This is a genomic window from Coleofasciculus sp. B1-GNL1-01 (assembly GCF_040220235.1).
In the GTDB taxonomy this organism is placed as follows: domain Bacteria; phylum Cyanobacteriota; class Cyanobacteriia; order Cyanobacteriales; family Coleofasciculaceae; genus Coleofasciculus.
On record NZ_JAVJTO010000044.1, the window covers coordinates 1 to 15470 of the forward strand.

Annotated in this window: 11 protein-coding genes and 1 pseudogene; 6 read left to right on the plus strand and 6 right to left on the minus strand. The window is 44.6% G+C overall.

From position 1 onward, the window contains the following. Positions 1–73: 73 nt before the first annotated feature. Positions 74–882: pseudogene (locus RID53_RS09765) on the plus strand (hypothetical protein). A gap of 463 nt (positions 883–1345) precedes the next feature. Here the strand turns inward: RID53_RS09765 and RID53_RS09770 are convergent. The 5 genes from RID53_RS09770 to fhuF all read right to left on the minus strand — a co-directional run bounded on the left by RID53_RS09770 (position 1346) and on the right by fhuF (position 8430). Next, the gene (locus tag RID53_RS09770) at positions 1346–2359 is read right to left on the minus strand and encodes an ABC transporter substrate-binding protein (protein ID WP_446387922.1); all 1014 of its coding nucleotides are present in this window, start codon (positions 2357–2359) and stop codon (positions 1346–1348) included. Between the two features lie 2 nt (positions 2360–2361). Next, positions 2362–3333 (minus strand): sucrase ferredoxin, encoded by a 972-nt coding sequence (locus RID53_RS09775; protein ID WP_446387923.1) that lies wholly within the window; start codon positions 3331–3333, stop codon positions 2362–2364. A 100-nt stretch (positions 3334–3433) separates the two neighbouring features. After that, on the minus strand, positions 3434–6082 hold the full coding sequence (locus tag RID53_RS09780; protein ID WP_446387924.1) for a TonB-dependent receptor domain-containing protein: 2649 nt from the start codon (positions 6080–6082) through the stop codon (positions 3434–3436). Between the two features lie 492 nt (positions 6083–6574). Beyond that, a complete protein-coding gene (locus RID53_RS09785; protein WP_446387925.1) occupies positions 6575–7561 on the minus strand; it encodes an ABC transporter substrate-binding protein in 987 nt (328 codons plus the stop codon). A 35-nt stretch (positions 7562–7596) separates the two neighbouring features. Beyond that, positions 7597–8430, minus strand: coding sequence for a siderophore-iron reductase FhuF (gene fhuF / locus RID53_RS09790; protein WP_446387926.1), 834 nt, complete (start codon positions 8428–8430; stop codon positions 7597–7599). A 290-nt stretch (positions 8431–8720) separates the two neighbouring features. Here fhuF and RID53_RS09795 point away from each other — a divergent pair, with 290 nt between their 5' ends. The 5 genes from RID53_RS09795 to RID53_RS09815 all read left to right on the plus strand — a co-directional run bounded on the left by RID53_RS09795 (position 8721) and on the right by RID53_RS09815 (position 13481). Continuing rightward, on the plus strand, positions 8721–8861 hold the full coding sequence (locus RID53_RS09795; protein WP_446387927.1) for a hypothetical protein: 141 nt from the start codon (positions 8721–8723) through the stop codon (positions 8859–8861). A gap of 256 nt (positions 8862–9117) precedes the next feature. Next, positions 9118–10491, plus strand: coding sequence for a GH1 family beta-glucosidase (locus RID53_RS09800; RefSeq protein ID WP_446387928.1), 1374 nt, complete (start codon positions 9118–9120; stop codon positions 10489–10491). Between the two features lie 46 nt (positions 10492–10537). Continuing rightward, positions 10538–10705, plus strand: coding sequence for a hypothetical protein (locus RID53_RS09805; RefSeq protein WP_446387929.1), 168 nt, complete (start codon positions 10538–10540; stop codon positions 10703–10705). A gap of 333 nt (positions 10706–11038) precedes the next feature. After that, a complete protein-coding gene (locus RID53_RS09810; protein ID WP_446387930.1) occupies positions 11039–12274 on the plus strand; it encodes a ScyD/ScyE family protein in 1236 nt (411 codons plus the stop codon). A 502-nt stretch (positions 12275–12776) separates the two neighbouring features. Then, positions 12777–13481, plus strand: coding sequence for an N-acetylmannosamine-6-phosphate 2-epimerase (locus RID53_RS09815; RefSeq protein ID WP_446388033.1), 705 nt, complete (start codon positions 12777–12779; stop codon positions 13479–13481). 772 nt (positions 13482–14253) lie between these two features. On the opposite strand, the gene RID53_RS09820 is transcribed toward RID53_RS09815, so the two are convergent. Then, positions 14254–15414 carry a glycosyltransferase family 4 protein gene (locus RID53_RS09820; RefSeq protein ID WP_446387931.1) on the minus strand — a complete coding sequence of 387 codons (1161 nt, stop codon included), beginning with the start codon at positions 15412–15414 and terminating at the stop codon, positions 14254–14256. Positions 15415–15470: the final 56 nt, after the last annotated feature.

Below are 15470 nucleotides of genomic sequence, written 5' to 3' on the forward strand. Positions count from 1 at the left end.
TAACAAGAAATGGGTTGGTTTTGTGGTAAAAAAGAGCGGTCTATGTTTATTCCAATCAACCGCTCAATCAATAATGCTACCCAAATTCTATCACAGTTGCCTTAAGAATTATCTAAGTGAGTCTCAACTTCTCACCCTAGAAATTTTACTGTGGCTGCTTCAAGTACATAAACAAGTCAAGATTGAGAGATTAGCCGCGCTCTTTCCTGTACCCATCCTTTATCAAAGTAGGAGGAAACATCTGCAAAGGTTTTTAGTTCTTCCCAATCTTAGTCTACCATTAATTTGGTTTCCGATAATTAAATATATATTAACATCAACAGCTAAGTGAGTTGGGTTTAACTCCAGGGATGAAGTTATTTCATTCGGGAGTTAATTATACAAAGAAAAAGGGGTTTGGTCGTTTTAATTTAGCCGCTTATTGGAAACGAAAGTATCGAGGTAAAGGAAAAAAAGGGCTGGTTTATTCTAACCAATTTAAGTAGTATTGATGAATTGATTCAGGTTTATCAATCTCGAATTGGCATAGAATCCTTGTTCAAAGATTGTCAGACAGGTGGCTATAATTTAGAAGGGACTAAGGCATGTATAGAACGTTTAAATCGTTTAGTCTTGTTAATTGCCATGGCTTATACTATAGCTTTTTTAAAAGGTAACAAAACTCGTTGTCAAAGACAACAAAAATATATTTTTCGTCTCAAAGAGGTAGCAAGAAGCCAGAGACGACATAGCAATTTCTGGATTGGTCTTTATGGATTGACTTGGACTATTGGATGGGATTTTTGTCGAGTAATGGTTGAGAAACTTATGCACCTTAATCGCTCTAAAATCCATTACTTTCAACAAGGATTAAAAGCCATGTACTTAATTGAAAATCATTAACTTTTTGGGTTGGGTGGAAACTGAGCTGGCTTTCCTGGGGACAATGATGAATTCAAATAATTCTAACGCCTTACAGATAATTTGAGGGAGTATCCCGTTGGGGACAAAGCATTACCTAATGTAACGCTTTTTGCTTGGGTTTCAGCCCTATTCAAAGAGCAAACGTGCCAAATTTGGATGCTCCCTAATTTGATGATTCACTTAGATTTAATCCAAGTAAATTTGCGGAAAATATACGCAAATTTGTTTTTGTCCGAAAAAGACAACCAAGATACTCAGAGAATCAGGTGATTATCATTCTCATTTCATTTTTTATTATCAATAAACCTGTCAATAAGCTCTCATCTTTTTTAAGCTTGAGAGGAAAAATGCTTTGTCTACCAAGCTTTTGAGCTGCTTGTCACCCCTTCAGCTCGCTAGCGGTGTAAAATTTCCTGGTAATTTGTGCTGCCAAAGACTCATTTTATTGACCAACTAAAGGAAGCAAAAGCTGACGAGTTTCATCTAGGATGATATCTGCTGCGATTGGTCCACGCATATTACTCCCCCAGGTGTAATATTCAACAAAGTACACCCGACCTTCTTTACTGGCTTGCATAGATTGGGTGAGAGGATTTTGCTGCCAAACCTGTTTAACTTGCTCCATCGCATCGTTGCGGCGATGATTTGACACGATGACAATGATGATATCTGCCTCAAGTTGTGGCAAAACCTCCAAAGAAATGGGAATGTCGCTAAACTCAGCCTTCTGATTTTTGGGCAATACCAGCTCAAACCCTAGCTCTTGAAAGAGTAACCCGCTGATACTATCGCCAGTTCTCACGTAAATAGAACCAGATAATTGAGAAGTTGAAAATAGTAAAACTCGTGGATAAGTCTCTGTGACAGGTGCTAATTCTGTGCGAAGTTTAGCTAACTTTTGATTATGTGATTCGATAACAGTTTGTGCCTGCTCTTCTCGATCAAAAACTTGGGCAATTTTAGGAATACTGCGTTTCCAGTCATCTTCTTGGCCACTAAACAATAGAGTTGGCGAAATTTTTGAAAGCGTCCCGTAGTCTTGTCCATCTTCTCCCAAAATTAAGTCGGGCTTCAACTGTACGATCGCTTCTAGGGAAGGAGTATTGCGAAGTCCCAAGTTAATTGGATTGCTAGTAACACGCTCCCCCAAGACAGGTATCTCTGATACCGGATTTCCAATCCCTTCTGTGTACCACTCTGCATATCCAGCAGGTTGTATTCCCAAAGATAACAAGACATCAAGCATATGAGGTCCGAGAACGGCAACCTTTTTGGGTATGCCGCAGATTTCGGTTTCACCTGCATCATGCTGAATGATTCTGCATTCAGATGTTGACGCCTTTTCACTTTGAGACACCAGATTTTGAGAAGTCTTGCTGTGGCAAGCCGAAATTAACCAGAAAGTTAGCGTTACAAGAAGCAAAAGCTTAATAAACCGATGGAGCCGTTGTATCATCTTCATACTCCAACGCTCAACGGTTCAATTTCTATCAAATTTTGAACCTGAAATTGAGGGGTTTTCTCAGCTTGATTTCCTTCACAATCTCCAATCAAATAAAGACATTTATTCTCATCTTCAACAACATCAGCTCGATATCCTTTCAGCACACCATCAGGTGTTTTAAAAATCAACTCGATCCGGCTAAAAGTTTCTTCTTCGTTTTGCTCAATAATCTGACAATTAACGCTGTAATCAAACCATTCCCATCCATATCGAAATATGAGTTCTCGCTCTAAAACCTGTGCCAAATACGGCAACAAACTCCAGCCGCGATAAATATCCTTGAAACAATTAATATCGCCCGTCTTAGTCAAGACTGAAGTCAATGAAGTAGCGTCGAGCCTAGCGTAGTATCGGCTTTCGGGAAAATCGATAATCGTCGGCGCAAAACGATGACCACCAAAATGACTGCATTCCCAAATCCGCACCTGATCAAGAGATAGTTGCTCAACCGTTGCTAAAGCCTGGTAGTAGAAAGGCTTGCCATATTTAGCACAGCATTTGTCATGAGTACCGTGGGTACAGACCAAAATATCGCGAGTTTGGGGTTGAGTGTTTTTACTACGACGTTCCCAATTGACTAAGCAGTCTTTCACCGCTGGAGCCACTTCTTGGAGATCGGAGACTTGCAATTCTTGTCGTTCATAAGTTGTCGCTAATCCTTCAGGTTTCCGAAAAATTAGCACCCTTGTGTAGTTCTCTTGCTTGAGACGATGACTGTGAATTAACAAAAACCTCACAGACAATTCCGCCTGTTCTATTTCCTCTTTTAATTGTCGTAAATTGGCAGGAATTGACTGAGACGTTAGTGCCATCGCAGCCCAAGGTGGAGGACATTCTATCAGCACATAGAGGTGTTCATCTCCTGCCATACCAATCGGTTCTTCACCGGCTTGACGCGATTCATGAGAGCAAAAGAAAGGTTCCATGACAAACGTTATGTTTAACAGTATTTATGGATCATTTAGCTGTAGGGTGTGTTGCGGTTTTAGCCCAACGCACCCCCCAGATAAAATTCCGGTGCGTCACTTACCAAGTAACGCGATAGCCAAGACTCAAGGTTCTGCCCGGTGCAGCCCGATTTTGTACATTGGAAAAGCCTCCTGGTATTTGCGATCTCAATGGAAAATATTGATTGTCAAACAAGTTTTGAATGCCGATTTGTATTTCTCCTGTGCCTAGTTGAATACTGCTGATGTAATCGACGACAAAGTAGCCCTCAATCGGCTGAGGATCGCGGTCGGCATCAAAACCGCGATCGCGATCGCCCACATATAATGCTTGCAATCGATTGCGCCATCCCGGTAGGGTTTCGTTTTCCACATAGACGGAGATTTTAATCGGCTGAATGTCTCGCGTACTCAGCGCCACAAAGTCGCCATCATCATCTTGCTTGTCTTCCCCTTCATTCCAACTGATTAAACCGCCCAGTTGCCAGGTTGGATTCGGTTGCCAATCAACGGTTGCTTCAACCCCATAGATGCGCCGTGGCGCGCGAGCCACCCTAACTTCAGTAAATCCATCACCTATTTCAACCACGTTGAAACTAACCCCGGAGTCGGAGTAGTTGTAAAAACCAGCCAGAGAAAACTGCACGTCCTGCCAATTTCCCCGAATGCCCAGCTCGTAATTGTCAATTTTTTGAGGCTGGGTAAAGATTAGATCTTCATCTACGGATCTGAATCCGCTTGGTGGACTGCGGAAAATGCGCCCTAAGTCGGGCACGCCAAATCCTTGAGCAAAGCTGGCAAATAGACTCAATTCATCAGTGACTTGGTAGACGGCACCCACATTAAAGACAACGTCATCGGCGTTAACGCTTCCCCCTTCAATGTCTCGGTCGGGTTCAAACCCAATCCCAAAAACAGTATAGTCATCAACGCTAGCGCTAATGTTTTCGTACCGGGCTCCACCACTCAGCAAAAGGCGATCGCTAATGTCCCACGAGAGCTGAGCAAACAACCCCAAGTTTTCAACTTCATAGGGAGGCGTGGTGAAATTTTCTGCAATAACTCGAAAAACTCGTCCGCCGCTTCGATCAAATTCATCAACATCAAAGAATTGCTGAGGTTGAGACAGATTTTCCTGACTGTAGTCGGCTCCCCATAATAAACTCGCTGCCTCTGAAAAGGGCGTATCAATTTGTAGTCGTCCGCCCCAGCGCTCGGAATCTTGTTGATTAAACGCAACAAAAGGGGGATCGCCACCAAAGTCTCTGTTATCAAAGGGGAGTCCAATCACACCAAAATTTTCTCGATAGAACCCCTGTAGAGCAACTTGTGACCCCAGTAAATTGTCGTGAGTGTAGTTCAAATTAACAACTGTATTGACTCTCCTGGGATCGCCGTCTATCCCGATGAACTCAGGTTCTTCAATCCTTAATGCCTCGGCTTTGCGAGTAGCCGGCGGGAAGTCATTCAGACTTGGATCGGAAGTAAACTCGACCTCTTGCGTATCGCTGAAATGGTTGACGCTGATTTGTAGACGTTGATCGTCTGAGATATCAAAGCCAAGTCTGCCGAGAACATTGATTGTGCGTCCATTCTCTTGGGCATTCTCAAAGTTGGGAATGCGATCGCCTTCGGCATCAAAAGAGTAGCCAAACGTTTCCCATGAGAGATTAAACAAACCGTCAACAGGACCGCCTAATGGACCGGAAAAACCATACTCAACATACGTCCCAAAGCTCTCTGCTGCCAAATCCCCCCGAGAGGTGACGCGAGTTTCTACCGTCGTCCTAAGTTCGTCTCCGGGTCGGCGCGTGATGATGTTAATAATGCCGCCGGTTGCGCCTTCCCCAAAAACTGCGGAGGGACCGCGTACCACTTCAACCCGTTCAATAGCACTGGGGGCAATACTTCTGAATTCTTGATTAAATGCTGTATTTTGATTCGTACTAATGGGTACGCCGTCTACTAAGATTTGAATGCCGCGTCCCCGCAATGTTTGAAGAGCATTTCTGAAGCTCTGAGTCGGTGGCCCCAAGCCTGGAACAGTTTGTCCGAGAATGTCTTGGAGATTAGTAGTTAAGTTGCTTTGCTCTTCAAGCTCCTCACGGTCAATCACCGTCACAGATCGCGGAATATCCTCTTCTTCTTCTGCGGTACGAGTGGCAGTAACAATCAGTTCAATTTCCTCAACTTCCTCCGCTTCCTCTGGCATCATCCCCGGTACCACACTCAGCACCAAATTTCCTGCCTCTGTCCTCACGTCTGCGGTAGGCGGTGCCTCTGTACCTGTAATCGATACCTGCACCTGCTCTCCTGGTAAGCTTGTCACCCTCACTAGCCCAATTCCTGGGGCTGGGTTAAACTGCTCAAACGCTTCCCCATCTGGCAGTGCCAGCACCGCATTGGGAATCTCTACAATTAGAGCATTTCCCACCACCTCTGTACTCGGTGTCACCACTTCGCCCTCTGCTGTTTCCAGCACCACCTCAATGCCATCCGTTGTTGGGTTAATTTGTATCCCTGTTACTTGTACAACTGAGTCTGACTCTACCTGAGTGGGAGGAAAATCTTGACTCAACCACTCGGCACGGGTTAAGGGAAACTCAATCTCTGACAGGCGTGGCGTTTGGGACGTTGATGCATCGGTTGAGACTCGGGTCATCTCTGCCCTGACTGACCCCGCCGCGATCGCTGAAATTGCACCTGTTAAGTATAGAACTTGAAGCAATTGCCCTTTTTTCACACTTGACACCCTCACACTGAATAATGACCGAAATTGTGATGCCCCCTGTCCTCTGACCTGAAAAAGCCTTGTCAAATCAGTGGGGCTATTAATTGAGATTTAATCTCAATTATAAGATTTAAATTATAGATGTCTCTATGGGGTTTTGGCAATAGGAGAATTGGAAAATTATCCCGAACCCAGCTAGAGGTCTTGACCTATACTCCGGGTATTCAGCTTAATTAACCCGAAATTAGCGATCGCTTTACATCGGGCGATCCAGTCAAGCTAAGGGGGGTAGCTAATTGATATATTATTTCAATTGAGTGGTTACTTATCCACTGCTCATACTGATGAGGATATCGATTACATCATTCAAGCCGTGAAGGATAGTATAGGGGAACGGCGATAGGGAGGGTATTTGCTCAGCTTAAAGGGGAATTGCATTATCCCAGATGTTCGGAATATTTAAGCTGAAGTTCCCCTTTGACTACAGCTTCATGACTCCTGCCCCGCTACCAAATACTTGAATAAATCATCAATCACAGCATCCGCTGCGAGAGGATTGCCTCCACGCCACGTAGCAAGATTGACAGGATAAACCTTACCCTCCTGCACCGCTTCGAGTTTGTTCCAGAGCGGATCATTTTTTAGTTGCTCAAAGGCTTTTTCAGAATCATCATCGTCATCGACAATGGCAAAAATGATGTCTCCATCTAATTTTTCAGCGATCAATTCTTCTGAAAAAATAACTAGACCACCTGGTGCTGAATCTTGGGATGGAGGACGACGTAGTCCAACATCATTGAGAATGATGCCACTAAAGGAATTTTTCACGTCGCTAGCTAGGTTGTTGCAACACACTCTTACAACTGATACATCGATGTCTTGATAATTATCACCCAAGGCTTGCCTAAGTTCCTGAATGCGTTGTTCGTAATGCGCCCAAACTTGCTTAGATTCCTCAGTTTTTCCTAACACTTCAGCGACAAAGTTGAAATGCTCTTTCCAATCCGAATAACCGTACCAATTATCTACAACTGTTGGCGCAATTTGAGACATTTGATCATAGGATAATTCTGAATCATTCATGGCTATGATTAAGTCAGGCTCTAGGATCAATATTTTTTCTAAATTGGGTTGATTGCCTGTTCCCACAATTTGAATTCCTTCTAATTTCCCTTCTAAATAGGGAGGAGGAGCCTTTTGATCAAAGTAGAGGATTGTCCCTACTGGCTTAACTCCAAGGAAAATGGCATTTGCCATTGTCGGAACACCCAGTACAACCGGACGTTGAGGATTCAGCGGAATGCAGGTTTCTCCAGCCAGATGATCAACCCTACGGCAATTCGTTGAGGTTGAAGTTTCAGAGACCGAAGAATGATTACAAGCCACAACCAAAACCGCCATAAACCCAAATAAGACTATCTGTTGATAGATACGTTTTATCTGAGATTTTGCACCATACCCAAATTGACTTCTCATAAAACTCATTAAAATCTTAGGGGTATTGTAATACGTTAATGCTTGAGGCGAGCCAGACGCTCCTCTCGACTCATCAGGGGACAGTTACCGCAGTAGCCTTCACCTTCAGGCATTCTAAAGAGTAAGCAGCAAACTCGACGAATGGTAACAGGTTCTGAGAAATTTGGCTCTTCAATGGATTCGCAGACGACTGTTTGATACAGCGGATTGCGTCCGATTCCAGCAGGACTGTCGAATTGCTCAAAAATTATAGCTCTATCTTCCTGAGTGGCAGTAAAAGTTCCTGGGCAGTTGCTCAACTCTTCATACAAATAGTCACAGATGTTGCCCGTATTCCCCCACATGACTGAACGGGGGAGCTTAGTCAGAGCATTCACTTGTTTGTTTAAGAAACGCAAATGCTCAAGCAGAGATGTAAAGACAAAAGCATGGAGTTGAGAGAGTTCCGTAACTGTTGGGAGATTTGATGCTGTAGTTTCCTCGAAGCGGGGAGGATAGACTACTGTTCTATCCAATCGGTTCAGCACAATCGCCTTTGGTGTTTCATCCTTGAGAATTAGGCTGACGTTCTCTAGGGAGGCATCTAAGCCGATGCCCAACAGTGTCATAGCAGGTAGTATGGCTGGAATGAGTGCATTATTGTAATTCTTGTTCCATAAAGAAGTGGCTACAGGTAAATCAGGAATACGATGCACTTTTGCAAAGATTTCAAGGCTCGTTTGGAGGCGCTCTGGTGCTAAATATTCCCTGGCAGATATAACCTCAATGGATTCTGAGGGTGATGTTAGCTGTAAGCGGTTTTGCAAAAACTCATTGAGGTAAGGAGAAAAACGAGCGAGTCGAGTTTGTAAAACTTCAGGAGTTAGCATGATGAGATGGATTTAATCCAACAGATGTGTAAATCGACCGTCTAGTATTGACATGAAACCCAAAAAAACAATCGCTCTACAATCAGGGCGACTGCCGCTAGGAAAAAACCGAGTAGGGGTCAAGCGACGATTCCGCCTGCCTGGAATAATGGGCATAGCCTCTCTTGCAACTTTAATTTAAAAAGCTCAGCCAGCTTTCCAGGATACTGTGGGAGAACAAGTTGATAATTATTTTCAATAAAAATATCGCTAAATCGGTTTCTTTGTCAAGGAGTTGAGCGAAATATTTTTTGGTGCGGGAGAGTCAGCTAGGATGTTCAGCGATCGCCCACCCAGGAAAAACCACGGATAAGAGAGCTTTTGGCGACTATTGCCGAGAGAAGACCTCTACACCGCCGGAACTCTTCCCACTTGACATCGGTGGCGAATAGTTGTAATTATTCTAAAATTATTAAAAATAAGTTGCAAAAATTTTTTATGGCTAGTCGTGACCAAGCTGTCATGGTATGCTTGCCAAGTTCATTTATCGTTTCACACTTAATGCAACTTATATGCAATAATTTGGAGCAGTTGATTACATCATTCAAGCGGTGAAGGATGGTATAGCGGAACTGCGTCTTTATGCCACTACTGCGTAATCTTCTTTTTATCTGCAATCATGGGATTGGGGTCAAATCTTTAATCATTATGACCAGTTACCAATTTCCAGAGGAGTTCTGCTGGGGAAGTGCTACCGCTTCCTATCAAATCGAAGGTGCAGTAAACGAAGGTGGGCGCAAACCCAGTGTCTGGGATACATTTAGCGCTACCCCTAGACGTACCCTGAACGGTGATACAGGTGCTGTGGCTTGTGACCATTATCATCGCTACGAACACGATATAGACTTAATGGCACAACTGGGTATTCAACACTATCGGTTTAGTATCGCCTGGTCACGAATTATTCCCGATGGTCGTGGTACGGTGAATGAACAAGGGATTGACTTTTATAAGCGTTTGGTGGATTGCCTGCGGGATAAGGGAATTACGCCCCACGCGACTTTGTTTCACTGGGACTCCCCCCAAGCGTTAGAAGAGGCTTACGGTTCCTGGCAAAGTCGGCAAATGGCAATCGACTATGCTGATTATGTTACCACCGTTGTCAGTCGATTAGGCGATCGCATTACCCATTGGATGACGCTGAATGAAATACCCTGCTTTACTCACTGGGGTTATGGGGTTAATTCTGATCCGCCTCATGCACCGGGAACGCGGGTGAGTTCACTCAAGCAGGTGTGGCAAACTTCTCACCACGCCCTTTTAGCCCATGGTTTAGGGTGTCAAGCCATTCGCGCCGCATCTCCTGTTCCCTGTTCAGTGAGTTTAGTGGATAATTTTGCAGTAACCGTACCGATTAATGAATCTCCTGATCATATAGAGGCGGCTAAAAAAGCATTTCATACTGTTGGAAAAAATGGTGGGATTATTTTTCCCGCCTTAACTGGAAAGTATAGTCCGGCGTTGTTGGAACAGTTAGGCGAGAATGCGCCCGATATTCAGGATGGAGACTTAGAAACCATTCATCAACCTTTAGATATTCTGGGGTTTAATGTTTACTTCGGTGACTATGTTCGCGCTGTTGATAATGAATGCGGATATGAGGTTCTCAACTTTCCAGAACATTATCCGAAACTAAATATGCCATGGTTGCATATTTTACCCGATTGTATTTATTGGGGCATTCGCCATATTAGTGAAACAGTAGGGCGTCCCGATTTACCCATTGTGATTACTGAAAACGGTTGTGCTGTTGTGGATGAGTTAAATAGTCAGGGGGAAGTGATCGATATTGACCGCATTTTTTACCTGCGTCAGCATTTGCGATCGGCTCATCGGGCTATTTCTGAAGGATATCCTCTAAATGGATATTTCCTTTGGAGTTTGATGGATAACTTTGAATGGTCTTATGGTTATGATCGTCGATTTGGATTGATTTATATCGATTATCGCACTCAAAACCGGATTCCGAAAGCCAGCTTTGATTGGTATCGAGAATGTATTAGAACCAATCGCGTGGTGTAGGATGGGATTAATTATACCAAATAGGGCTTTCTCCACCTTGAAGTTTATGTCCCTCTACTGGCGTGGCACAGCTAACATGGTGGTAGAGATTTTACCATTGAATCGGGCGCAAGTCTTTGCGCCCCTACAGTTTCGCGGCGTAAGGTTAATTCCTAAAATTCGGTGGTCACGCCACTATTTAGGGATTGCTGAATCAGTTTGGCGGCGGGAGTAGGGAGCAGGGAATGTTGTAGAGACGTTCCACCGGAACGTCTGGAAGTTGGAAAAGCTGCAGTACATTTTCCCTGCTAGCAGTGTAAGGGGTTTGATGAATTTTACCCTCTTTCTTTGAATATGATCCAATGTCAATCCCAACATAATAAATTATAGTTGACTTTTATAAACGTCATCTACCCATAGACATAAATGTTTTAATGAACTATTAACAATGACTGATTTAGTCTATTTTATTTTTCAAAAAGTAAAGCTTTATAAACCTTTCTAGCCTATCGCCAGAACAGTTAAGAATCAGCGGTAACATGATACCGTTCAAATTCAAAAATTAATCATGTTCAAGAAACTGACGATCGCGGCGGCGGGAACTGCATTAATGGCGTTTGGTGTCTCAGAAACAGCACAAGCAGCCAGCTTTAACGTTGACGTATTAGCCAGTGGTTTAAATAGTCCCAGAGGTTTAACGATTGGTTCTGATGGCGCTCTCTATGCGACAGAAGCTGGTAAAGGGGGTTCAGGTGCCTGTATTCCCTCGCCAAGTCGCCCTGATGTTGACCTGTGTTATGGAGCAACAGGTAGGTTACTCCGCATTCAGGATGGAGTCACAGAACCGATTGTGACGGGTTTACCCTCGATCGCATCACCACAGGATGGCACGGAAGCCACAGGTTCCCATGATATTGCCTTTGATGGGACGGGACAGGCTTATGTTTTAGTAGGGTTGGGTAGTAATCCAGGGAATCGTGATCAACTCCCGACGTCTGACTTTGCTCAGTTACTGGCGATTAATGACCTGAATGGAGAACCGTCTTGGACTGCGATCGCGGATTTGGCGGCGTATGAAGCTGTCAATAATCCCGATGATGGAGATCCGGCAACTGGGGGAATTGATACCAACCCTTATTCTCTGCTAATTGAAGATAGCACAGCTTACGTAGTTGATGCAGGTGCGAATGCCCTCTTAAGTGTAGGCTTGGATGATGAAGAAATTGCCACAGAATCTGTCTTTAGCGATCGCTTTGTGACTAATCCCTTCAGTGGTGCTATGATTCCCATGGAATCGGTTCCCACATCGATTGCCGTTGGTCCAGACGATGCCTTTTATATGGGCGAACTGACAGGTTTCCCCTATCCCGAAGGAGGGGCGAGGGTTTTTCGCCTCAATTCAGAGAATCAGCCAGAGGTGTATGCTGAGGGCTTCACGAATATTATTGATCTGGATTTTGATCCAGAGGGGAATTTATTGGTTCTCGAATACGCCGCTAATTCCATATTGTCTGGAGATCCAACAGGTGCTTTAATCCAGATTGCCCCTGATGGAACTCGGACAACTCTACTGGATCAGGAATTACGTTTTCCCACTGCCCTAGCCGTAGGTTCTGATAATTTTATTTATGTCTCGAATCAGGGCTTTGTTGGTGGACAAGGGGAGATCCTGCGAGTTGATCTGACTGATGAAACTTCAGTTCCCGAATCAACTTCTATTGTGGGATTATTTGCGATTGGTGCTTTCGGTGTCGTTGCCCAGTTGCAACGCAAGCAAAAGTCGGCTACTGTGATAAAAAAGTAAGATGCAAGCGAGATATCGCGTGTAAACTTAAGACTTTGTATCACTAACCCTCAAGGTTTAGATCCCCCTAAATCCCCCTTCAAAAGGGGGACTTTGATTACAGCGCTTTTCACGTTTATGGAATACAAAATTGTATCGGTTTGCTTTTCAGCGCAATGATCGTCTGTAGTCTACTAACTTGAAAACTGCTGTAATTTCCGGTTCCCCCGTGCAACAAAAAGCGAAGCATCCGCCAATTTAACAACAAACAAGGGCGTGAAATTGCTGTTGTGCATAATTTTTCTATTATTCGTAGTTTAGTATTAACTATCTTGCGCTACGATGGATATTCATCTATAGCCACTGGAATTCGCCTAATTCATCAGCACTGGGGATTGCTATGATATCGCTTTTTTTCACTCCCTTTATCCCTTGGGTACTTTTGCCTTCTACCCCTTCTGCCCTCGTGCTGAAGCCTTCTGCCTTGTCCCAACCCAAACAGGGAGAATTACCCAAATTGAATATGACAGCCAATTCTCAGAACTTAATTTCAGTGTTACGTCACGGTTTGATTGTCTCTTGTCAAGCCCCTGTTGACTCACCACTCCATGATCCATTGGTGATTGCGGCGATGGCGCAAGCCTCTGTGAATCAGGGCGCGGTTGGTGTGCGAATTGATACCCCTGCCCATGTTCAAGCGGTGCGGAAGCAATGTCCGACAACGCCGATTATTGGGTTATGGAAACAGCAAATACCGGGTTCTGAGGTTTACATTACTCCTCAGTTTAATCATGCCCGTGCGATCGCGTCAGCCGGGGCTGATATTATTGCTATTGATGCTACGTTACGACAACGCCCCGGCGGGGAAACCCTCTCTGACTTAATTCCCCGAATTCACGCGGAATTGGGTAAGCCAGTTATGGCGGATATCGATACGATTGAAAGCGCAACCGCCGCCGTGAACGCTGGGGCTGATGTTGTAGGAACAACCCTATATGGTTACACCGCCTCAACCCAACATCTTCAACCACCGGGATTTGAACTTTTGTCCCAAATTGTCGAACAGTTAGACGTGCCAACCATCGGTGAAGGGGGGATTGCTTCGCCCCAGATGGCACAACAAGCCCTCCAGTTAGGCGCTGATGCTGTGGTGGTAGGTACGGCGATTACGGGGATTGATTGGCAGGTTAAGGCTTATCAAAAGGTGATGAGGGATGGTTATGAATGATGAATAATGAATTTGAATTTCCTATTTTATCGGATTTACGGTAAAATGGGGGATTTTTTTCAGGTATTTCTATTGCCCATGCGATCGCAAAAGTGAAAAAATGTAAATAGAGCGGTAGTCCGCGACTAGGGGTATTCGAGTTCAGGTGCGAAACAGTCCCAGGTTCAGCGCAGGGTAGTAGCGATTGGCACACAGACTTGCGATCGCTCAACCGGGCGTTGACCAAGATTGTAAAGAATTGCAACTAATGTGCATAACCTCTAGCCAAGTGGACGTATGAAATAGTGGAGGTGATGGTTATGCTGACATTCTTGATTTTGATTGCCTACCTTACAGGTTCTGCAATTTTCCTCGATGTGTTGTTTAAAGAAGAGTTAGAACATTAAGGAGGTAGATGCGGCGACAAATTTTTCCGAATTAGGCAGTGGGTTGTTCGGGTTTAGTGCAACTTTTCCATTCTAGACTTTGGTTCAGTTATCAAAACGCTTGGTATCTTTCATGACCCATACTATAAGACGGCGGTGGGGTAGCTTGTCTTTCATTCAAGAAACGGGCTTCCCCGCCGTCTTTTTAGGGTGTGGCGGTTGAACTGAATAAGACAGCGCTTTTGGTAGTAAGTGAGGTACTCTAGATCCCCGACTTCTTAGAGAAGTCGGGGATCTGGCTTGGATATATAGCACTACGCATTGAGGTTAGGACAATAAAATTGGGTGAAAAGGCAACAGGCAACAGGCAACAGGGGAATGTCCTAACGTATCCTCGTAGTGCTATACTACCCTTTTATCGTTGGTAAATTGTACAAAAGTTGTTTAAACTGTTCCTGAAAAGCATCTCGGCTAAATTGAGCCAGACATTGTTCTCGCAACCACTTCCCATCACAGCGCTGATCCTCTCCTTTAAGGATTTCAATACAGGCTGCTGCTACGGCGTCCGGATCACGGTGGGGGACTCGCCAGCCTAAGCGCCCATCCTGTAAGGGATCAGCCGATCCATCGGCGTCCCCAGCTAATACAGGTTTACCACATGCCATGGCTTCTAGATAAACAATACCAAAGCCTTCTTGAGAGGGCATGATATAAGCATCAGCCACGCGGTAATGTTCCACTAAGTCAGTGGTGGGAACAAACCCAGCAAAAACGACGCGATCGCGAACACCGAGTTCTTGAGTTAGTTGTGCTAATCTAGGCTGGTCATCACCGCGCCCAATGACTAAATAGTTCACCTCTGGGAAAACCGCCGCGATTTTGGGGAGGGCGCGAATCGTCACATCCACTCCCTTGTAAATATCCCCTGACCACAGACGTGCTACAGTCATTAATACTTTAGCCCCTGCCAAATCATATCGCTGAATTAACCCTGGAGACTTGTCACCCGGAGTAAAGGCATCACCATCCACCATACAGGGTAAAATCTTTATCTGAGAGGGATTTAAGTCATTCGCCGCACAAGCGCGATCGCGACTGTAGCGACTAATTGTCCAGATTTGAGCCGCCCCAGCTAACGCCTGACGTTGGGAATCAGGTAATGGCTGCCAAACTTCCTTACCATACGTCAAAACGGTGTAGGGAATACCCAATGGCTGACAAAGAAACTGCATCAGAGGGGCTAAGTTAATATGACCACAGAATACATGCTTGGGGCGTTTTTGCCACAAACGAAGCCCCAGCGCTGCGGCTAGCCTGAGACGCCCTAACATTGGGGGTTTGGTTTTCAGGTAATGGAATTGTAGACAGGGAACATCAAACGGATTGTCGCAATCTGGGCTATCCCGGAGTAAAAATACCTCAGTCTCTATCTCCGCTTCAGATTGAGCCTGAATGGATATATACGCTTGTAATATATTTTTGACGTAGGATTGAATACCGCCTTCAATGGCAAAAATTTCTAGAAAAACAAATACATCATGAGTTGGGGTATTCTTTAGAGTTGTCAATTGTGTCTGTGTCCCCTACTGACAAGTTCAACTGAAGAAAGCGGAGTGTCCTATCT